Here is a 20557-nt window from a genome sequence, read left to right as displayed (position 1 = left end):
GCAATTTAACTGTTGCCGGTTGCAATTGCAACCAAACCAAAGGCAATGGAGACCTGGAAGATTTTCTCTGCGACAGACCCGAATGGCTCCAGCATATTCAGCGCTAGTAGCGATCGCACGCACCCGGCTTGGCAAGGTACAATAGTAGTTGCCCTATCGTTGAGCTGTGTCGAAGCATTTGACGCCAACGATAGTTCCGCACAGGCCTTGCCAACACACCCATCTTTCCATGAGTCTATTCGTCCTGCAATCTGTCAAAAAAGACTTCGGTTCCAAAGAAATTCTCCGCGACGCCAACTTAAGCATCGAGCCCAACGATAAAATTGGCGTTATCGGTACCAATGGCTCTGGAAAATCCACCTTACTGCGCATGCTAGCTGGAATCGAACCCATCGACGGGGGCAAACTCCTCACCCATACTGCCAGCAACCGCATTGCCTACCTTCCCCAACAACCAGAAGTAGACGAAAATAAAACCGTTCTCGAACAAGTTTTTGCCAACAGCGACGAACAAATGCGCCTGATTCAGGAATACGAAGAACTTTCCTACCAACTGGCGCAACATCCCGACGACGAACAACTCATGGCGCGTTTTTCCAAAATTTCCCAAGAAATGGAAACCCAACAGGCTTGGGATTTGGAAACCAACGCCAAAATCATCTTAAGCAAACTGGGAATCGAAGATTTCGACACCCCCATTCGCAGCCTCTCCGGCGGTTATCGGCGACGCATTGCCTTGGCAACCGCATTGCTAGCCAATCCCGATGTGTTGCTGATGGACGAACCGACGAACCATTTGGATGCTACCTCGGTAGAATGGTTGCAAGATTTCCTCAATCGTTTCCGCGGCGCTTTGGTTCTGATTACCCACGACCGCTATTTTCTAGACCGCGTTACCAACCGTATCATTGAAATCGACCGCGGCGATTTGTTTGCTTACGATGGCAACTATTCCTACTATCTAGAGAAAAAATCCCAACAGGAAGCTGCTGCTGCCAAAAACCAGCAAAAACACCAAGCTGTTTTGCGCAAAGAACTAGAGTGGCTGCGACGGGATCCCAAAGCCAGGGGAACCAAACAAAAAGCTCGGATCCAACGTATTGAAGAAATGCAGGAAACCGAGTTTAAGGAATCGCAAGGGAAAGTGGATATTGCCACCCCTAGTCGCCGCATTGGCAAAAAAGTTATCGAGCTGGAAAATATTTACAAATCCTACGGCGATCGCTGTTTAATAAAAGATTTTTCCTATACATTTGCCCCCAACGAGCGCGCGGGCATCATTGGCGGTAACGGTGCTGGCAAAACCACCTTACTCGATATAATTGCCGGACGCCTCGAACCCGATTGCGGCACGGTAGAAATCGGTGGCACCATTCACATTGGTTATTTCGACCAACACTCGCAACAGCTAATCGACGCCGCCAACCAAAACCAACGGGTAATTCAATACATCAAAGATGTGGGTGAATATGTAAAAACCAAAGACGGTTCCCTGATTAGCGCTTCGCAAATGCTGGAGAGGTTCTTGTTTCCACCAGCACAGCAATATACTCCCTTGCACAAACTGTCCGGTGGGGAAAAACGGCGCTTGTTTCTATTGCAAGTGCTGATGGGAGCGCCCAACGTTCTGATGTTGGACGAACCGACCAATGATTTGGACGTGCAGACCTTATCGGTGTTGGAGGATTACCTGGAAGAATTTAACGGTTGCGTGGTGGTAGTTTCCCACGATCGCTATTTCCTCGACCGCACTGTAGAAAAAATCTTTGCCCTCGAAGACCAAGGCAACATCCGCCAGTATCCGGGCAATTATTCTGTCTACTTGGATATCAAACGCGCCGAAGCAGCCGAAGCAGCGGAACAAGCAGCAGCCTCCACCACCAAAAGCCAAGAGAAGAAATCTAGCAAGCCAAAACGGGAGAAAAACAAACCCAAACCGGGAAACAACGGCGCTCAAAACAAACTTTCTAGTAAAGAAAAGCGGGAGCTGTCAGATTTAGAAAAGAGAATTCCCGAACTAGAAGCCGAGAAAGCCAACTTAGAAAAGGAAATGTACAATCTATCGCCGGAAAAAGTAACGCAACTGCAAGAACTATACCAGCAAGCGGAGCAATTGCAAGCTCAAATCGACCAAGCGATGGAACGGTGGATGGCGCTGGCAGAGGTGGAAACCTAAGCGATCGCGTTTTTAACAAAAATTTAATTTTGTCCAGGCCCATGCTGTCTCTCTGGTAAAATATAGGGTCTATCAAAACCCATCAAAAGACTATGAAACGCAGAAAGCTTCTCGGTTATACCGCCCTTGGCGCTGCGAGCAGTTCGGTATTGGCAGCTTGCGGCAACACCGCCACCAACACCAGTTCGGTAGCCACCAACAGTGCGGCTTTACCCACCGTACGCTGGAAAATGGCGACCAGCTGGCCGACCTCCTTGGATACCTTATACGGTTCGGCGGAAACCCTCGCCAAACGAGTCAGCGAAATGAGCGGCGGTCGATTTACCATCGACTTATTTGCTGCTGGCGATATCGTTCCTGGGTTGCAAGTGATGGATGCCGTGCAGGGGGGTACGGTGGAATGCGGCCATACCGCCAGTTACTACTATATCGGCAAAAATCCTGCTTTGGCCTTCGGTACCTGCGTTCCTTTTGGCTTGAACGCCCAACAACAAAATGCGTGGTTGTATGAAGGCGGTGGTATGGAAGCCACCAATAAAATTTACAGCGATTTCAATATTATCGCTTTTCCCGCTGGCAATACCGGTGCCCAGATGGGCGGTTGGTTTAAGGAGGAGGTCAATGGGGTAGAAGACCTCAGAGGGCTCAAAATGCGCATTCCTGGCTTGGGCGGTAAAGTGATGGCGCGTTTGGGGGTCAACGTGCAAGTGCTGCCTGGTGGCGAAATTTTCCTGGCTTTAGAGCGGGGGGCCATCGACGCAGCGGAATGGGTTGGTCCTTACGATGATGAACGATTGGGATTGCAGGATGCGGCCCCTTACTACTACTATCCCGGCTGGTGGGAACCGGGGGCTAGTTTTGATTTGCAAATCAACCGCAATGCCTGGGATAAGTTGCCTACGGAATATCAAGAAATTGTAAAAACGGCGGCTTACGAGACGAATTTGCTATGCCTGTCGCGCTACGATGTACGCAATCCCAAGGCTTTACAGCGGTTGGTGGAGGGAGGTACGCAATTGCGCCAGTACAGCGATGAAATTCTATCGGCGGCGCAAAAAGAGGCGTTTGAGCTGTACGAAGAAAATGCCAGCCAGGATGCTTCTTTCCGGGAGATGTACGAGGGATGGAAGCAGTTCCGCGAGCAAATTTACCGCTGGCATGCCACCAACGAGTTTGGGTTTAGCAGTTTTGCGTTTTCCCAATAATAGCAGTTAAGAATCGGTTCGGGAGGTGGCGATCGCGAGGATGCCGGCTACGGGAATTTGGTGCTTTTGTAGGGCTTTGACAGCTTCGCGACAGGTGGCACCTGTGGTATAAATATCATCAACCAGCAAGACAGGATACTGGGGTGGGCGGCGATGGAAATCTTTGCCGAGGGCAAGGGCACGGGCTAGATTTTGCTGGCGCTGTTCGCGAGAGAGTCCGAATTGAGCTTGGGTGGGGCGAATTCTAGCTAGACCGTGCGATCGCAGGGGGTAGCCGGTGGTTTCGCAAAAGCTTTTGGCAATTAACTCTGCCTGGTTGAAGCCACGCTGTTTTACCTTCTCTGGATGCATGGGAATGGGAACAACTGCGTATTTTGACCGGCTGGATTTTGGCCGGCGATTTTTGAGAGAATTTAACCAGGCTTGTGCTAGCCAACGACCCAAAGGGGCTGCCAGTTGCGGATAGTTTTCGTATTTCATGGCAGCGATCGCTTGTTTGAGGGAACCGCCATAAAGCCCCCAAACCAATACCGGTATCTCGTCGGTGAGAAATTGGTTGGCGGGGGAGAACTGATGGGTTTGCAAGCGTTGCTCGCAAGAGGTACACAGGCGATCGACGTTGGTGGTGGGGCGGTCGCACAGGCAACAGCGATCGGCAAGAAACAAATCCAGAAAGTTGTGAAGAACGCGTTTCCAAATCGCCATGAATCTTTTACCTTCTATGGGAAAATCCCTTTATCAGGTTACTATAGATAATTTTGTAGCAATTTCTATAGAAAATCGCGTACAACCAGATTTGTACTAAGCTTGTCGAAAAGTTGGCTTCTCCTAGAATTTTGGCTGGTGCGGTGCTGTTATCGAGGGAACGACCGTGAATTATCTATTTTGGCTCAACCACACCGAATGCGAACAACCGGAATTGGTCGGGGAAACGGCCTTTTACCTCGATCGTTTAGCCCAAAAAAATTTTCCTGTGGAAGCTAGTTTGGCGGTAACCACCGAGCTTTGGAGACAATTTTGGGAAACCCACAACTGGTTGGAGCCGCTGTTGGCGGAGTTGCCCTACGCTTCTTTTCATATTAATTTAGACGAACCGCACCAACTCAGCGCGATCGCCGGTCAAATTCGCGAGGAAATTTTGGCGGCGGAGTTGCCCGTTTCTTTGCTAGAAAAATTAGACCGCGTCAGCCAAGAACTAGACACGCCGGTATTGATGTTTCGACCCTCCGTAAGCTTGCCTACCCACGTTTGGCACAGCCAGCGGGATTGCCATTATTTGCTAGAGGAGAATTTTTGCTGGAAGCAACCCCAGCAGATGGCATTGGCGTTGAAGCGGTTGTGGGCGGAATTATTTCGAGCGCGCAATTTATTTTACTGGCAGCGGTCGGGGATTGCCCTCAATGAAATTAAACTGGGAGCGATTTTGCAACCGGTCCGCGAAGCGATCGCCTCGGGAACGTTGCAGACCAAACCCGATGCTAGCATTAAAATTAGCGCCACCTGGGGATTGCCCAAAGCCATGTTCATGGGGGAAGTGGTGCCCGATACTTACAGTTTGGACCCCCAAACGGGAGAGCTGCTGCAACGGGAATTGGGGGAAAAAAGTTGGACCTATCAGGTTGCCCATTATGAAGGGGAAACCTCCCACTTGGGGCAACATGCTAGTAGCGACAGTACCCATCCCATTTTATGGGAATGCTTGCACGCGCAAACGGTCAGCGAACCCCAACGGCAGGAATACGTGCTATCGAGCGATCGCTTGCAGCATTTGTACGAACTCAGCCAAACCGCCGCCAGTATTTTAGGACCGCAATTTTACCTGGAGTGGGTACTGGCACCATCCCATCCCCAACAACCGCCGAATCTTTACGTGGTAGCAGCCTATCCCGAAACGGAGTCCCTTTCCCCGCCTCAAACGAGTACGGCAGCTTCTTCCCCAGCCGCTTCTACGCCTGACGATTCTGGGGAAACGCCTTCAGAAGATATGACGGAACCAACGCCGGTGCCCTCTCCAGAACCTGCCTTGGTGCTATCGGGAACCCCCGCTTCTGGGGGAAAAGCCATAGGACCGGCTTTGGTCCTGGCTGGCGATGCTTCTTCTCCCAGTTCCATGCCTACGGATGAAGGGTCCAACCCGCCAATTTTGGTGGTTTCTACCCTCAAACCTGATTTTATTCCCCTGCTGTCGGTGGTGGCTGGGGTGATTACGGAAATGGGGGGAATGAACTCCCACGGGGCGATTTTGGCGCGGGAAATTGGGATTCCGGCGGTGGTAGGAATTCGGGATGCCACGCGGGTTCTTTCTGCCAATACGACGATTTTTATCGATGGCCATCGTGGCGAGGTGCGGTCGGTATCGTCTCAGGGAACGACCTGTGCGGTGGAAGCACAGCCACAATCGGAAACTGAAGGGGAAACTGGCGATGGTCCGAAGGACTGGTACCAAAGTCACCATCGCGAGGCAGCTACGGAAAGCGATGGTGCTTCTCACCAGAGGCATCCGCTGTATTCTGCTGCTACACCGTCATTTCCTGCCACTGCTACGCAAATTATGCTCAATTTGAGCCAGTCTACCAAGATTTCCCAGGCACAAGCGTTACCGGTGGATGGGATTGGCTTGCTGCGTTCGGAGTTGATGCTGCTGGGAACTGGGGAAATTTTCCATCCCTGTTATTGGGTGCAGCAGGGGCATGAGGAGGGGTTGCAGGAAATGCTGACTGAAGCGATCGCGCCGTTTGTGCGCAGTTTTTATCCCCGACCAGTGTTTTACCGTGCTTTGGATTTGCGATCGCCGGAATTTCAATCCCTACCAGGGGCACCGCCATTCCCCTCTACTGCCAACCCCATGCTGGCGCAGCGGGTTTCTTATTTGCTGGATGCGAAGCTGTTTGATGTGGAACTGGCAGCGATCGCTCACTTACGCAACTCTGGCTATACCAACTTGCACTTATTGCTACCTTTCGTACGTAGTGTGGAAGAATTTTCCTTTTGCCGCCAGCGTGCCCTACAAGCTGGTTTGGTTCCTAGCGAGCAGTTTCAAATTTGGATTATGGCGGAAGTTCCTTCGGTGTTGTTTCTCATGCCAGAGTACGCACAAGCGGGATTGCAGGGGATTTCCATTGGCAGCAACGACCTCACCCAACTGGTGTTGGGGGTAGATCGGGAACAACCGCAAACCCAACTCAACGAATGCCATCCAGCCTTACGCCGCGCCCTCAAACAGCTCGTTCGCGGTGCCCGAGAAGCGAACCTTCCCGTTTCCATCTGCGGTCAAGCGCCGGTGAGCTACCCGCAACTAATTGAAGATTTTGTCTACTGGGGGATTACGTCTATTTCTGTGGAACCGGATGCGGCGGCGCAAACTTACCACGAAGTAGCGAGAGCGGAACAGCGGCTTTTGTTGGAAACTTCCCGACATTTTCACCAGCGATCGTAGCACGGGGAAGCCAACACTCAGCTTCTTCTAAGGTTCTTCTCTATTGTTTTCCCAGATAGGCAGTGTACAAAGACAATAGAGAGAGCTTTCAAGACCAAGGATAATAGTTATGTCGGAAATTGTATCGTTAGACATTCTACGGGAACTAATCCAACAGTATGGCTACCCAATCCTTTTTTTAGGGATTTCTATAGAAAATACAGGGATTCCAGTTCCGGGAGAGACCATTACCATTTTGGGAGGATTTTTGGCAGGAAGCGGCGAACTCAATTATTGGTTGGTTTTGGCGAGCGTATTTTTTGGTGCTGTTTTGGGGGATAATTTCGGTTATTGGCTGGGGAAATGGGGTGGTTGGGCATTTTTGCTGCGTTTGGGCAAACTTTTCCGCATTCGGGAGGAGAAACTACAAAATTTGCGGGAACAATTTCAGCGCCATGCTCGCCGTACGGTATTTTTGGGTCGGTTTGTGGCTTTGTTGCGCATTTTTGCTGGTCCGATTGCTGGAATAGCTGGCATGAGTTACGGGGAGTTTTGTTTGTACAATGCGGCTGGGGCGGCTGTTTGGGCTGCGGTTACGGTTAGTTTGGCGTTTTCTGTGGGTCGAGTTATTTCTTTGCCAGCGCTGATTTCTGGGATGTCGAGTGTGGGATTGGTGGCGTTGATGGTGGTTGTCGCGATCGCGCTTTCCCACTGGTTCAAATCTCGCTGTACTGCCAAAAGCTAAAATTCAATGCTGGTGGAGGTTGTAATCCCTTAGAGGGGTTAAGAAAAATTTCGACGTATCCCTTAGAGGATACCGTAGATGGTCTTCTGTTTCAATCCCTTAGAGGGGTTAAGAGAAATTTCGACACCCTGATAAAAGCGGATTTTGTGGCACCACGCGCTTTGTTTCAATCCCTTAGAGGGGTTAAGAGAAATTTCGACTTTTTTATTTGTCCTGCACGTTGGTAGGTAAGAGAACTTTCCTATTAACTATTAATTTTTATCCACGAAAAATATCCCACAAATTCTTCCTTTTCGCTAGCAAGCAAGTAAGATAGGAAAATGGAAGTAGACACTATAACCCACACTGTGAAAAACATTGGTTCGACTAAATCTACTAAGGACTCTTCAAGGGATGGAAAAATATATATTAATGGGATTAAAATCACTATTTGTACAATTAGAGTAGTAAACCAACCAACAAAAGCACCATAAAAAATCGAAACTACTAACAAAAAAGGTAGACAGAATAGTTTAGACAAGAATCCTATAAACAAAATTACCCCCCTTACAGAAGTGTTGAATGTCAAGAAAAACCCTAGAAAAATCCCCCCAGCAGTTTCAATCCCTTAGAGGGGTTAAGAGAAATTTCGACCAAAAGGGTGCAGGTGCGCTTCTTTCCCACAATGCGGTTTCAATCCCTTAGAGGGGTTAAGAGAAATTTCGACGGGGAGCGACAACGAAGCTTTAGTAGATTGGCTAGAAGTTTCAATCCCTTAGAGGGGTTAAGAGAAATTTCGACCCCAGGTCGGTTTACCACCTAACTAGGAATTAAGTTTCAATCCCTTAGAGGGGTTAAGAGAAATTTCGACCCAAAACCGGGAACCAATCGAGCCACCAACCACTAATGTTTCAATCCCTTAGAGGGGTTAAGAGAAATTTCGACTATGGATATCCTGCGGGTATGCAGGGAAAGGAGAAGTTTCAATCCCTTAGAGGGGTTAAGAGAAATTTCGACTATGTTGGGTTTTAATTCTTCGTGTATGTATCTTGAGTTTCAATCCCTTAGAGGGGTTAAGAGAAATTTCGACGAATGTACCAAAAAGAAACAAAGAAACTATTGAAGTTTCAATCCCTTAGAGGGGTTAAGAGAAATTTCGACACTATGATGTGAAACAAGTATTTCCCGCTAGTAGGTTTCAATCCCTTAGAGGGGTTAAGAGAAATTTCGACATAAACTACATAGTAATCGCCGTTGGGGATGAAGTTTCAATCCCTTAGAGGGGTTAAGAGAAATTTCGACTGTTTTGATTCGGTCATTTTGGTTTTCGTCATGTGTTTCAATCCCTTAGAGGGGTTAAGAGAAATTTCGACAGTACCGGGAAAAATTGTTTTAGGTTGATACATCAAGTTTCAATCCCTTAGAGGGGTTAAGAGAAATTTCGACAAATACTCCAGCCGTCCTGCTGGTCATCGATAAAGTTTCAATCCCTTAGAGGGGTTAAGAGAAATTTCGACCCTGGTGGGGGCGATCGCAAAGAGCGATTCCCCTACGTTTCAATCCCTTAGAGGGGTTAAGAGAAATTTCGACTTGTAGCGGCAATATCGAAAGATCCTGCATTCAGCGAGTTTCAATCCCTTAGAGGGGTTAAGAGAAATTTCGACCGGATGAAGTTTCCACCACCACCATTGCCGAACTGTTTCAATCCCTTAGAGGGGTTAAGAGAAATTTCGACTGCTGTAAGCCCACTGGCGAAACCTATTGGGGGCGTTTCAATCCCTTAGAGGGGTTAAGAGAAATTTCGACTAGGGAGAAAGAGCAATGCGACAACTACACAAAAAAGTTTCAATCCCTTAGAGGGGTTAAGAGAAATTTCGACGGCGGTCGCCTCAAAGCCTTATGATATGTAGTTTTCCAGGTTCGATTGCGACGTTGAATTTAATTCTAGCATTTGAGCCATCAAAAAGGGAAGACCCCCAGCAACAAAAATCGCCAAAACTCAACCATAGCAAGCCTTTCAGAAACTGCGACGGTGAGCGGAAACCGACAAAGACCTTCCAAGCCAGACCCCGTGGGAGATGTAGCTGCATTTTTTCAACCATCAGTTTCAAACACCCACCCATCGTCGCACCTCAGCAGAAAAACACCGTATCGTCGCGCACCGGTTCGCCACCAATTCGTTCCACCTTCTCATGGCAGCTACCACAGAGAAAATAAAATCGAATACTATCGCACTCCGGTTTAATAAGTTTTGCCAAACGCGATCGCAATTTCGCATACTGAGTAGCCGTCAAATCGCACTCAAACACGCTAAACTGCATCCACTGTCCGTACGATTTCAGAACCTTGTGAATTTTAGTACGGCGTTTGTCCTCTGAAATATCATAACTCACCACCACAAACATCGTTACTCCCTGCTCACTTCATCACCAACGGAGGATACATCTCGATTTCCGCCATCAAATACTTAGCCAGCAACCGCGCCTGAATCTCAAAAGCCTCTTGATAAGTACAATTGCGCTTCAAAACCGGATGCTTAAACTTAGATTGTTTCTTCTGTTCGTACAACCGCAAAAACGTTTTCAAACCATCCTTCGTCAGCGACACAGCACCACTCAACGGTTCCGAGGTAAAATCTGCTGGCTTCAACCAACGCTTGTTCAACGCTGAAAACACCATCGTATCCACAATTAAAGGACGAAATTCCTCCATTACATCCAATGCCAGGGAAGGTCGGCCATATCGTTCCATGTGTAAATATCCTAGATAGGGATCGAATCCAACAATATTGACTGCACTTTGGATGTCGTGGCGCAAAAGCGCGTATCCCAAACTCAAAAGCGCATTAATCGGATCGGTGGGAGGTCGGCGGCGACGGCTTTCAAATTGAAAATCTTCGTTGGAAAACAATTGCGCAAAAGCACTAAAATAAGCAGCACTGCCACTACCTTCCAACCCCCGCAAAGCATCGATACTGGTGGTTTGGTCAATAGGCGCGATCGCTTTTTCCAATCCCGCGATCGCATTTTGTAAGTCACAACCCTCATGACTACGTTCTCGCCGCATCAAAATATTGCGATAGTTCTTCAACTTCCCACGCACAAATCCCCGCACTACATGCAGCGCCTTTTCCGTATGACCCGCCGCCTGCCACTGAGCTTGACGTACAAAGATATTTTTGGTTAGCTCTGGCTCCAAACGCCCTAAATATCGCCCCGTTTGGGTTAGAAAACTCAGGGGAATGTGGCGTTCTAATAACTCATTTACCACCGATGGCGAAACCGTAGCCCGCCCTAAAACCACCACACCATCAATTTTAATCAGCGGCACCTCTAACGGCGTTTCCGCTTTCACTTTCAAACATTCATCGGTCTTGCCAATAAAAGCATTTTCCTGCGATACGTAAACAGTTCCCATGGTTTTTCTCCTTGTATTTCTCTCAGTTAAGGCATTTCTCGATAGCGTTCCACCGTAGTTGCTGCCCTCGGCAAACAACGCGATCGCAAACTACATCCCCGACAGCGCTGGCTATAAACAGGCACAGGCATTTTTCCAGTTTCCAGTAACTTGCTTACAGCAGAAATCGTAGCCATCGTTTGTTGTCTCAAATCAGAAGATAGTTCGACAATCTGACGCTGGTGCGAACTGGCATAATATACATACCCACGCGCGATCGCTTTTCCCGTCATCTCCTCCAGACACAACGCCTGGGCGCACACCTGCAATTCATCATTATCCCACTCTCCCCGATTGCCCCGCTTGTATTCCACCGGATACCATTCCCCCGATGCCAGCTCAATCAAATCGGCTTTGCCAATCAACCCATACCTGTCGGATTTCAGCCAAATCGCGCGAACTTGCCAAGTTTCCTCGCGAACATTTTCCAATAAGCTGTGAACGCGATCGTGCAAGCTAGTTCCCTCCACCGTATATTCGTTATCGATAAATTCTCCCGCACAAAACATGCGCCAGCAGCGGTGAGCGCAATAATTATATTGATTGAGTGCGGCAATAGGTATGTATTCCATAGATTTCTCCTCCTTTACGTAGCAATCCGCCGCGCTATTCCCATACCCATCGTGGTTTTCCTGCCAATACCACAATAGAAAGCAAAATCCGCTAGGGCGTTGATTTGTTTGATTTGCTTGGCATCGAGATTTTCAAACAAGCGATAGCTAATTTCCCCCACACAACCAATGGTTTTCGCCTTGGCAACCATGGCAGGTCGCGTGCGAATATCGAAATAACTGGGAAAAATAGCATCTACGGCAATATCGTGGAATTCCATACCGCTGTATCGATTCCATCGCGCCAGCAAACTTTGAAAGACCAACTCTCGCGTCGGCAGGGCACAATCGTATTTCCCTTGGCGAAAAGTGGTAGGCGTGGCTAGCTGCAAGGCAATTTGGCGATCGCTACTACTGGCTTGTTCGTATAGCTGTGCGTAGGTACAAGCATCTGCCCAAACATCTTGCGATTGCCGCGTTCCAGCAATTTTTGTAACAATTAAGTTTGTACTGCCCAAGTGCCAATCCCGGTTGAGGTCTAAATTAAGCCACAATTTCCCTAACTGCCCAAATAAAGTATCGTCGAGTAAGGAAATACGCCACCAACAAGGGGTACCGGCGGCAATGGGTTGGCGGTATTGCCACTGCAGGGTTTTCCTGCTCTTTTGCGGATGGGCAATCTGGATGTTGCTGAGGGTAAAGGCTTTTTGCCCCTTATCTGCGTGCAAGCGATCGCCTAAACTTTTATCTACAGCACTGACCAAACTAAGAAATAAGGCATGCAGGTGTTTGCCATCGAGGTAGTTTGGCGATAAATCGGATTGGGGAATGAGATGGAGAACCAGACTGTGAGGCATTTTTCCAGAAACAATATAATTCTAAGAACCAAATCGATATTCCATACCAGCGGGAATTTCAATTCCATCCGCCTCGTAATATTGCCCTTGCATTTTGGTATTTTCAATTAAACTAACCGGTGGCATATTAATGACATCGTAAGTCATTACTTGATGGGCAAACATAACATCCAACGGATTTAAAGGATAGGGAAATATAAAAGTTCCGTTTCTTCGTTGAATAGAAGTTAGTTCTTTTTGCGTTACTTGGGCTTTACTTGCCCATTTTCCCAACCGAATCCACTTGGGTAAAGTAATAGGATTTTGGCAAATAGCAAAAAATTCAAACTGGCTTTCCGGGGCAATTTCTTTATTCCTTCCAAAACTAGGAATATTTTTCTGCGTCTTTTGCATTTCTACGTGATAGCGGTTGTCGGCATATTTCCATGTCTGTAAAACTGTTACATGGTTGAGCGATCGCGCTGGTGTAATATAAATTCCCTGCTGGTTCAATGGCATCAGATGTTGTTCGTATTTGGGAATTTGCTCTTGACAAAAATAGCGATAAGCATTTTCTTCAGCAACAGTAGTGCCATATCGTTCGCTATCCACCAATCCCAGTGCGTAGGAAAGTGCGTAATTGTGAATAATGGGTTCGGTTTCGTACAACCTTCCCAGTTCCCGCGTGGCAAAATAGAGGTTGTCGTGTAGTTCGATATTGCAACGATAAATAGCAATCATAGTTCGTCCTCACAAGCAAAGGTTGGGATGCGTTTGGTCTGAGAAAGAAACCACCAACAAACCAAACGCACCGCGAAAATTTATTGAGACGATTTGGCAGCCTGTTTTTTCGGTTTAATATGTCGGGAAGCGTATTCTTTTGCTTCGCGATCGGTTTGTTCTAGCAATTGCTTGATTTGGGTTTCATCTTTCAAAATGGCTTTCACTTCTTGAAACAAGGGTTGAAAAGATTCGCCAATAAAATTAGTATGTACAACCAACTCTTCTTCCATGAGATTTTGAATGGTTGCTGTGGCTGCTGCTACAACATCATCTTCATCCAGTGGATCGGGCGATCGCAATGTTTGTTGTTCTTTCATAAAATCGTAAATGGCTTGCGTCCAACGCAAATTACTAATGATTTCACCATCAGCAAAAACAATGCCTATTAATTCATTGCGAAGTCTGCCAGTTCGAGTCGTTTGGGCACCGTAATGACGGGTTCGTAATATATTGTTGAAAACGTATAAAAAACTCGCCTCTGTCGGGTCTTTTAACGTAACAATACTGGGGAAAAATATCTGCGGCTTGATGTGGTCTTGCTGGTTGATACGGTTCGTGATTTCTCCTACTTTGGTATCATTTTCTCCTTTAGAAGCCATGCTGCCATTTTCATAGGGAGCGTTCAGTGTAAAGAGTTCGCGCGATTCGGCAAAATCCGTAATTGAAAATGCTGTATCCACCACAACTTTCGATTTTTCCGAACCCGAATCGCCAATGGCAAAACCATAAATAATGCAATCGGGATTGTTCATGCCAAAATTAACGTTATATTCGCATTCTTCGGCACTCAGGAAATCATAATTCCGCAACAATTCCCGTCCAACCAGACGTTCGGGAGTTGATTGTTTGCGTTTGAACATAGCCAAACGACTAATAAGATTTTTCTCTTGAATGCCGGCACGAATTCGCGATTTGTTTAACTCACCATCCGTTTGAAATAAGGGATAAGACTCCGTGACACGCAGCGTCAGGAAGTGAACGTATTTTCCCATGGGTTTGTAGGGAATTTGTTCGTGAAAGTGTTTGGAATCAACGGATTTCAGAAAGCTCATAGTTTCTCCTCTTGTTTGTGCTACTTGATTTTTCTCGATGAAGTCTTGGTTGTTATTCCATTTAGGTTTGGTTTTGATTTTCTTTATCGTCCTCCAAGCGATATAAAAACTCGCAGGTATCTTTAATAAGATTTAACTGTTTCCCTGCCAAGCGAGCGCGATCGCCTCCAAATGTATTTTCAAATACTTCATGGACAAAGTAACGTGCAAATTGCAAAATTGCCTCCCGTTCTGCTTCTCGATCTTTTAAAATCCAATACCCTTCTGCTGTTGATGAGTGAACCCGATCCATCAATTTATAAACTTTGGCGGCTACCGCGTCAACCAATGCTTCCCCTTGATAGCTTGGATCGGCATCTAGAATCGTTTGAGCGGCAATATCAATGGGTTTGAGAACAGCATTGCTTTTGGGATTGTATTTTTTACTGGCACGGTAAAACGAACGATACAATTCAGTTAGTTTTTTGGGATGGTGCAAGTGCGATTGTTGGTTCACTTGTAATGTCTCCTTAAACTCGACTTGAGGGTCAAAACATGGGTAAAAAATATGGGCATACAATCTTATTTTTTCAATTCGCGGAATGTCCACTTCTTGGCGACGTGCCCATTTTTTGAGATAGCTAAAAACATGAAGTGGACTGGTTTCTAAATCTCTGGCTAAATCGGCAAATTTTCCCCAATTTGCTTCGTACTTTCCTTTACTTTGTTTGGCATTGACATCGAGATGAATAGCATACGCGGCTGTCAGAGCGTTTAAAGGTGACGTATAAGGGCGATCGCTATCTATTTCTGAATCTTTTTCCAAAATAGAATCCAGACGAAATCGATCGCGTTGTAGCAGCGATCGCAACGCTTGTGGTGCGCTATCAAGAAAAACAGTTTCTTCAAAAGCAGCACCATCTACAAATGGTGGAATTGGCGATTCGGAAACAACAGTTTTTACATCCAAAATCATAGGAAATGCCAACGCCAACCAAGCTGGCATAATCCACGATTCGGTATCGGTAGAATTTTTTCCTGGCGGCAATGCCATAAAATAGAACGTAAGCGGTTGGTCTTCAGGATAAGACAGTTTAAAAGTGCGATCGTACTTGCGTTCGGGATTCCCTTCTGGTAAATCTTTCTTGCGCTGCAAATCTTCATCAATTAGAAATGCATCGACAGTTTGATAGCGATATTTGGAAAAATCTGCCTGGAACTCTTTATCAATGAAGTGGTTGCGCAGGGAAGCGTGAAACTGAGTTTGCGCGATATTGCTATACGCCAGTGCCAAAAATTTATTGGTTTCCGGCGTAAAGTAATAAGTTGGATAAAAATAGAGATAGCGATATTTTCCATCTTCAAATCGTTTGCCAACTGCCTGAGTTTGGTTCATTAAAATTTGCCGCAACATCATTTCAGTACCGGCAATACTAGAAATATTGCGTTTGGCATTGGAACCTCCCAAGGTTTGCTTGTTGGTATATACTTGTGGCGTAAATAATACCGCCGATTCCATTTGTTCGGTTACGGTATCGGGAGAATGAGACACCGAACAAAGTAATTGTCTCCCTCGTCCTGGTTTTTTGGCAAGTTGGTAGCGTTCTAATTCCGATTGGAAAACGGTACTCGAATCGTTATTTGTCGTTCCCGACAGCATAATAACTCGTTCGATCCATTGGCGAATATCATCCCAACCATCGGGAAGGGAATATTGCGCTAAAATGGGTTCGATAAGATGGGCAAAATGGGCAATTAGTTGCTCGCAAGTTTCTCTAACATCTTCGATTCCGGGATAGCGCTCTAAATATTGGGCTGCTAGATAGTACCAAGCATAGGGAACGCCACCGGTATTGCCTTTCAGTTTCCGTTCTTTCATGCTTTCATTGATATGCTGAATTTGGCGAATTTGTGGCAAATGTTTTTCTAGCTGCCACAATTTTGCTGCTTCTTCGATTAAGTCTAACTGGGGAGGTGCGGGTATATTTTTTTGAGTTTTACTATACTGTTCCAGTCGTTTTAGACAACCCCCCCAAATTTTCCGGCTAATTACATCACCAAATTCCGCAATGCGATCGATACGAATATCCTCTTTGAAATCAACCGCACAATCATTAGATAAAACACCTTTTTCACAATACTCCTGTAATTTTTGACTGCGAATTTTGGCAACGGAATCTTTTTTCGGATTGAGAATGCGTAGGGTTGCTCTTAAAGCAATTTGCATTAAATCAATTGGACCGAAAAATTGGTCGTAGTATTCGGCATATTTCAAGCCTTTGCCATCTCTTCCGAATCCAGTTTGGGTCTCCAACAAGCGATCGCGACATAGAGTTTTGATATTTTCGATCGCGCGGTTGGGAATGTTTTCAATGGAAATCTGGGGAACGGAACGATTGGCTAAATAAATAACGCCAGTTGGCAGATAAAGTAAGGGTTGGCATCCCACTTCGATATGCGCCTGCATGAGTGCATTGTTTAAGATGTTGGTTAGAACGCCTCGGTTTTCTGCGATCGCGTGATAAGTAAATTTCAATTGTCCGTCGCTAAGACTGTGAATCAGTTCGTTTAGCCTCTTATTTTCCGCATCTTGGGGATGTTTGATGATGGAACTAAGGGAATCAGCCAGGCAAGCTAAATCGGTGAGTTGTACCAAAACGCGATCGCGCAACGTTGGATGCAAGCCAAAGCTAGAAAAGTTCCAATTGGTATCCCAACGCCTTTGCGCGTTGTAGGCAACAGCCAACAAATCATCGATATAATCGCGATACTCAGTAGGATGGTCAGGATTAAGAAAGCGATCGAGTCCCAATTGACGTACTTTCTCATCAATAATTTGCCGATGTTTTTCTAGGTCGAGTTGGCGACAGTCATTGGCAACGTCTGGAAATTTTTCAAAGTCATGCAGGATAAACCCAGCAACCCCAAGCCGCCGTTCTCGCTGTTGAAAAGTTCGCTGAATGGTAGTATCGATTTGTTCGAGTTTCTGTTCGATAAGATTGGCAGGAAATAAACCATTCAGCAGGTGAGTGTTGAGGGATTGATCGGCAGCGTTCCGACGATCGATGGTTTTCCCAGCAGCAAAAGCTTCTCGTTCTCGGCGAACAAAAAACTTCCCACCTTTGGCGGTAACTCCAATGGCGATATGTAATAAGTTTGGCAAGACGTGTTCGGCAAAGTCTTGCATGATGCGATCGCCTGGGTTATTTTCTAAAATGGCTCGTTTGAGCAGTTTCAGGGTAAGCAATTCGGTGGATTGCGGGGCAACCGTGCGATCGCTGGTTTCAAAATCTAGATCGAGGTCTTCGTCATCCAACCAGTCATCGTTCTCTGTTTCTGAATTTTGCTCGAATAAAGAGAGCTGTTGGATATTGGTATTGTTGTTTTTACGTTTCTTAGCCATTCTTAGAACTCGTAATTTACGACTGTAGAGCAAAGATGGAGAGGATAAACAGGTCAATGCGATCGTAGACTTCCGTTGAGCTTGGTTTTATTAGTGACTTAACCAGCCATTACCTCAATTGGAACTGGGGGTTAAGATTACCTACGCCTGAGCTTAATACTGAAAGCTACTAGTCAAATTTGTTATCCTCTCCAGCTCTTTAAGTTAAAAGTACCTAATTAACGTTAGCGGTCGAGTTAGGCTAACATTCGGTATTCAAACTGTTGGTGCGCAATTTTGCGCTTTTCAATTTTGTATCCTTTGTGGCGTGCTTCATATATGGTATGTCCAAAACGCCAACTAACTTTCATTGCTAACTCATCACCAGAGTGCCATTGACCATCTTTGAGAAGCATCAATAGCTTTTCCAGGTTCATTGTTTTGAGTTTCATTGGTCTTCTCCTTTACAGAAATGTATGTGGTTAGCACCTATCCCCTTGTTTAAGAGGGGGTCACGGCTGTCTTAATTTAACGCTAACGATCGCGATAGATGCTATAAAGCTTTTTTAGAAAATGTAATTTAGCTCAGACATATTTAAAAACCCTAAAGCTTTGACATATTCAACCCCTTTTGGTAGAGTACCTAGGATAATAGGGTAAATATATGTACAAATCCTTATCAGGGATTGAAACTGAGCTTAATGCTGCAAGCTTTTTGAGCTTCATGCTGCAAATTCCCTTCTTACACTGAACCCCTATCAGGGATAGTCCATTCAAACAATCCATATCTCCCCCAAATCGCGCAGCCAATCTCTCAGCGTATCCAGTAGTAGTGCCGATTGTCCGATCGCGATCGTATAAGGCGCACTTGTATGCACCTCATCTTGATGGCTAATCGGATAAATTTGAAAATGCATGGGAAGACGCAACCGCGATCGCACCTCGGCAACTGGCATTCGCAATACGTAACTCACCAACGCCTGTCGCTTTAGCTGCTTGTTTGCTTCTCCAATCCATGCCGCATTCTCTGGTTGCCAAACCTGCAGACCAGTCAAAACCTGTACCTGCGCGCGATCGCTAACCTCGCGCAAATCACCAGCGTAAATAAACTGCCACCGCAAGCGTTCTTGGCGATAGCGATGCAGTTTCATAAAGGCAAAGCAACGGCGAAATCTTCCCTTAGCAATGGGAACCTGCATCTGGCGTTCCGTATCCCGCAGCAGTTGTATAAATGCTGACTCCGACATGGGTTCGATCTCTAAATTGCTAAGAACGCCGGGTAAATCGTAGGTTTTAACTCGATCGGCGGCATAGGGTTCGCTGGTATCGTACAAACCGCATTGTAGGGGACTCGATCCTCGAAAACTCGCTGCATCTTCCGCAATGGGATTTCCCGATTTACCGGAATATTGCTGCCATTCCTCTTGCCACTGTTTGATGCGACCTGCCACTTTCCCCAGGCGAGTCTCAAAAACGTTCTCGCAATCATCCCGCAAGGACTTTTGAGAACTTTCATATTGCGATCGCACTGTTTTGTGTTTTAGCTGATAGCAAAGCATTACCGATTGTACTGGTCCCCATTTGCGGTAGTAACCGCGAAAATCATTAATTTTACGGTAATTTTGGTGGATACAATTGTGGAAAAAAACGCGATCGTATTGCTTTCCAGATTCTAAGGGTGGTTGGTCGCCATGGAACAACCGTTCGACGAAAAATTGAGGAATCAAAGCATAGGCTGTAAATTTATGAAAATCGACCCACTGTCCGTTATAATTCCAGCCGTTATGCCTCCCCAAACGTCCCAGCCGCTGAATAAAATTCCCGGCATCGGCAGACTCAAAAATGAGAAAATTAATTTTGAAATCCACACCAACATCAATCGTACTAGTTCCCAAAACCAAATCCGCCGCCAGCGATCGCATTTTCTCAGTTTTTCCAGACAATCCTGTATTTTCTCCCACTTGCAAACCGTGAGGTTGAAATAGTTGGCGGAACCAAGGAACCAATCGTTTCACCGCCGCAATAGAATTCAAAATAATGGCACCTTTGCTGCCGGGATTTTCTTGGAAATGTTTTAAAATGCGATCGCCGTTATTTTGCAACCATGTTTCCCCACTCCCCGCACTCAAGTCTAGAGGCACAAAATTTAGGGAAATTTCCCGCGAAACCCGCCGCCATCCGTGACGTTCTAACTGTTGGCATTCGCTAAGATTTGTGGGAAACTGATATTTCTTTTGCACCATTGGATCGATGGTTTTAACCTGGAAACCAACCCGTTCCAGACGCGATATTAGTTCGGAATTTGGCGTTGCCGATAAAAACAAAAACTTCTTGTGACGGTTGGTATTGCGGATTAACAGCAGCGTATTGATAACGCTGGATATTTGCGGTGGTTGGAAAATATGAAATTCATCAAATATAAATAGATCGAAGTCTTTATCAATGCGATTCCAAAGTTTATCGGGACTATCCTTTGGCGTTAAATAAGCACCGCGATGGAGATAGTGTAAAATATCGGGATTGGTTACCAAGATATCTGATTGTGCGCCACGGGTAGCAATTGCTGCCGATTTGGCGATGTCTTCCCGTTCGGCATAAAGTTCTAATTCTTCACTGCTTAATTGCACAACCCGTGGTTTTGGTTGGGGTTGAAATTGAGCAATATAATCTTGGATTTGAACCTGTTGGTCTCTTGCTAGTTCGTTGGTGGGATAGTTGGCGATCGCGTAACAATTTTGGGTCGATAGCGTTTCCAGATACGCTGCCAAACTTTTGCCATCTCCCGTCATGGCAGTATTAAAAATTACCTCAATGTTTGGGTCGCGAATTGCCTGCAACGTTTCTACTTGATGCCAGGATAGCTGCCACCCATCTGGTAATGAAATATCCGCTGGCATACGCTCAGCCGGAGCAGAATATAAAGGTTTGAGAGTTACTGAATATGGCGATGTAGCTGATTTGGCTTCTGCGTCATTCATGACTCGTTCGTAAAGTACGT

The 20557-nt window shown here is 46.2% G+C and carries 14 protein-coding genes and 1 CRISPR repeat array; of the genes, 4 read left to right on the top strand and 10 right to left on the bottom strand.

Going from position 1 to position 20557, the window contains the following annotated elements; translation table 11 throughout:
• Positions 1 to 229 precede the first annotated feature (229 nt).
• Both AS151_RS06205 and dctP read left to right on the top strand, forming a co-directional pair.
• Positions 230 to 2176, top strand: coding sequence for an ABC-F family ATP-binding cassette domain-containing protein (locus AS151_RS06205; RefSeq protein ID WP_071516182.1), 1947 nt, complete (start codon positions 230 to 232; stop codon positions 2174 to 2176).
• Between the two features lie 92 nt (positions 2177 to 2268).
• The gene (gene dctP / locus AS151_RS06200) at positions 2269 to 3381 is read left to right on the top strand and encodes a TRAP transporter substrate-binding protein (protein ID WP_071516181.1); all 1113 of its coding nucleotides are present in this window, start codon (positions 2269 to 2271) and stop codon (positions 3379 to 3381) included.
• Positions 3382 to 3387: 6 nt separating this feature from the next.
• Here dctP and AS151_RS06195 read toward each other — a convergent pair whose 3' ends face one another.
• Positions 3388 to 4086, bottom strand: coding sequence for a ComF family protein (locus AS151_RS06195; protein ID WP_071516180.1), 699 nt, complete (start codon positions 4084 to 4086; stop codon positions 3388 to 3390).
• Between the two features lie 166 nt (positions 4087 to 4252).
• On the opposite strand from AS151_RS06195, the gene AS151_RS06190 reads away from it, so the two are divergent.
• Both AS151_RS06190 and AS151_RS06185 read left to right on the top strand, forming a co-directional pair.
• Entirely contained in the window at positions 4253 to 6817 is a 2565-nt protein-coding gene (locus tag AS151_RS06190; protein ID WP_071516179.1) for a putative PEP-binding protein, read from the top strand.
• 109 nt (positions 6818 to 6926) lie between these two features.
• Positions 6927 to 7541 carry a DedA family protein gene (locus tag AS151_RS06185; protein ID WP_071516178.1) on the top strand — a complete coding sequence of 205 codons (615 nt, stop codon included), beginning with the start codon at positions 6927 to 6929 and terminating at the stop codon, positions 7539 to 7541.
• Between the two features lie 596 nt (positions 7542 to 8137).
• Positions 8138 to 9399: direct repeats of the CRISPR family, unit length 37 nt; unit sequence GTTTCAATCCCTTAGAGGGGTTAAGAGAAATTTCGAC.
• A gap of 253 nt (positions 9400 to 9652) precedes the next feature.
• Here AS151_RS06185 and cas2 read toward each other — a convergent pair.
• The 9 genes from cas2 to cas3 form a co-directional block, all read right to left on the bottom strand.
• Positions 9653 to 9925 carry a CRISPR-associated endonuclease Cas2 gene (gene cas2 / locus AS151_RS06180; RefSeq protein WP_071516177.1) on the bottom strand — a complete coding sequence of 91 codons (273 nt, stop codon included), beginning with the start codon at positions 9923 to 9925 and terminating at the stop codon, positions 9653 to 9655.
• Positions 9926 to 9938: 13 nt separating this feature from the next.
• The gene (gene cas1d / locus AS151_RS06175; RefSeq protein WP_071516176.1) at positions 9939 to 10937 is read right to left on the bottom strand and encodes a type I-D CRISPR-associated endonuclease Cas1d; all 999 of its coding nucleotides are present in this window, start codon (positions 10935 to 10937) and stop codon (positions 9939 to 9941) included.
• 26 nt (positions 10938 to 10963) lie between these two features.
• Positions 10964 to 11548: a CRISPR-associated protein Cas4 gene (gene cas4, locus AS151_RS06170; RefSeq protein ID WP_071516175.1), complete on the bottom strand. Its 585-nt coding sequence runs from the start codon at positions 11546 to 11548 to the stop codon at positions 10964 to 10966.
• A gap of 14 nt (positions 11549 to 11562) precedes the next feature.
• Positions 11563 to 12384, bottom strand: coding sequence for a CRISPR-associated endoribonuclease Cas6 (gene cas6 / locus AS151_RS06165; protein WP_071516174.1), 822 nt, complete (start codon positions 12382 to 12384; stop codon positions 11563 to 11565).
• Between the two features lie 21 nt (positions 12385 to 12405).
• The gene (cas5d, locus tag AS151_RS06160; protein WP_071516173.1) at positions 12406 to 13104 is read right to left on the bottom strand and encodes a type I-D CRISPR-associated protein Cas5/Csc1; all 699 of its coding nucleotides are present in this window, start codon (positions 13102 to 13104) and stop codon (positions 12406 to 12408) included.
• An 80-nt stretch (positions 13105 to 13184) separates the two neighbouring features.
• A complete protein-coding gene (gene cas7d / locus AS151_RS06155; RefSeq protein WP_071516172.1) occupies positions 13185 to 14198 on the bottom strand; it encodes a type I-D CRISPR-associated protein Cas7/Csc2 in 1014 nt (337 codons plus the stop codon).
• Positions 14199 to 14259: 61 nt separating this feature from the next.
• Entirely contained in the window at positions 14260 to 17580 is a 3321-nt protein-coding gene (cas10d, locus tag AS151_RS06150; RefSeq protein WP_071516171.1) for a type I-D CRISPR-associated protein Cas10d/Csc3, read from the bottom strand.
• 236 nt (positions 17581 to 17816) lie between these two features.
• A complete protein-coding gene (locus AS151_RS06145; RefSeq protein ID WP_071516170.1) occupies positions 17817 to 18011 on the bottom strand; it encodes a hypothetical protein in 195 nt (64 codons plus the stop codon).
• Between the two features lie 321 nt (positions 18012 to 18332).
• On the bottom strand, positions 18333 to 20537 hold the full coding sequence (cas3, locus tag AS151_RS06140) for a type I-D CRISPR-associated helicase Cas3' (RefSeq protein WP_071516169.1): 2205 nt from the start codon (positions 20535 to 20537) through the stop codon (positions 18333 to 18335).
• Positions 20538 to 20557 lie beyond the last annotated feature (20 nt).

The organism is Geitlerinema sp. PCC 9228, assembly GCF_001870905.1.
Classification (GTDB): Bacteria; Cyanobacteriota; Cyanobacteriia; order Cyanobacteriales; family PCC-9228; genus PCC-9228.
Note: the sequence above shows the minus strand (reverse complement) of the source record. Positions and strands in the feature narration are given on the sequence as shown.

Bases quoted from the DNA above. Each gene is read 5' to 3' on its own strand.
- AS151_RS06145 (WP_071516170.1), bottom strand. From the start codon at position 18,011: ATGAAACTCAAAACAATGAACCTGGAAAAGCTATTGATGCTTCTCAAA.
- dctP (WP_071516181.1), top strand. From the start codon at position 2,269: ATGAAACGCAGAAAGCTTCTCGGTTATACCGCCCTTGGCGCTGCGAGC.
- cas2 (WP_071516177.1), bottom strand. From the start codon at position 9,925: ATGTTTGTGGTGGTGAGTTATGATATTTCAGAGGACAAACGCCGTACT.
- cas4 (WP_071516175.1), bottom strand. From the start codon at position 11,548: ATGGAATACATACCTATTGCCGCACTCAATCAATATAATTATTGCGCT.
- AS151_RS06205 (WP_071516182.1), top strand. From the start codon at position 230: ATGAGTCTATTCGTCCTGCAATCTGTCAAAAAAGACTTCGGTTCCAAA.
- AS151_RS06195 (WP_071516180.1), bottom strand. From the start codon at position 4,086: ATGGCGATTTGGAAACGCGTTCTTCACAACTTTCTGGATTTGTTTCTT.
- cas5d (WP_071516173.1), bottom strand. From the start codon at position 13,104: ATGATTGCTATTTATCGTTGCAATATCGAACTACACGACAACCTCTAT.
- cas6 (WP_071516174.1), bottom strand. From the start codon at position 12,384: ATGCCTCACAGTCTGGTTCTCCATCTCATTCCCCAATCCGATTTATCG.
- cas3 (WP_071516169.1), bottom strand. From the start codon at position 20,537: ATGAATGACGCAGAAGCCAAATCAGCTACATCGCCATATTCAGTAACT.
- cas7d (WP_071516172.1), bottom strand. From the start codon at position 14,198: ATGAGCTTTCTGAAATCCGTTGATTCCAAACACTTTCACGAACAAATT.
- AS151_RS06185 (WP_071516178.1), top strand. From the start codon at position 6,927: ATGTCGGAAATTGTATCGTTAGACATTCTACGGGAACTAATCCAACAG.
- cas10d (WP_071516171.1), bottom strand. From the start codon at position 17,580: ATGGCTAAGAAACGTAAAAACAACAATACCAATATCCAACAGCTCTCT.
- cas1d (WP_071516176.1), bottom strand. From the start codon at position 10,937: ATGGGAACTGTTTACGTATCGCAGGAAAATGCTTTTATTGGCAAGACC.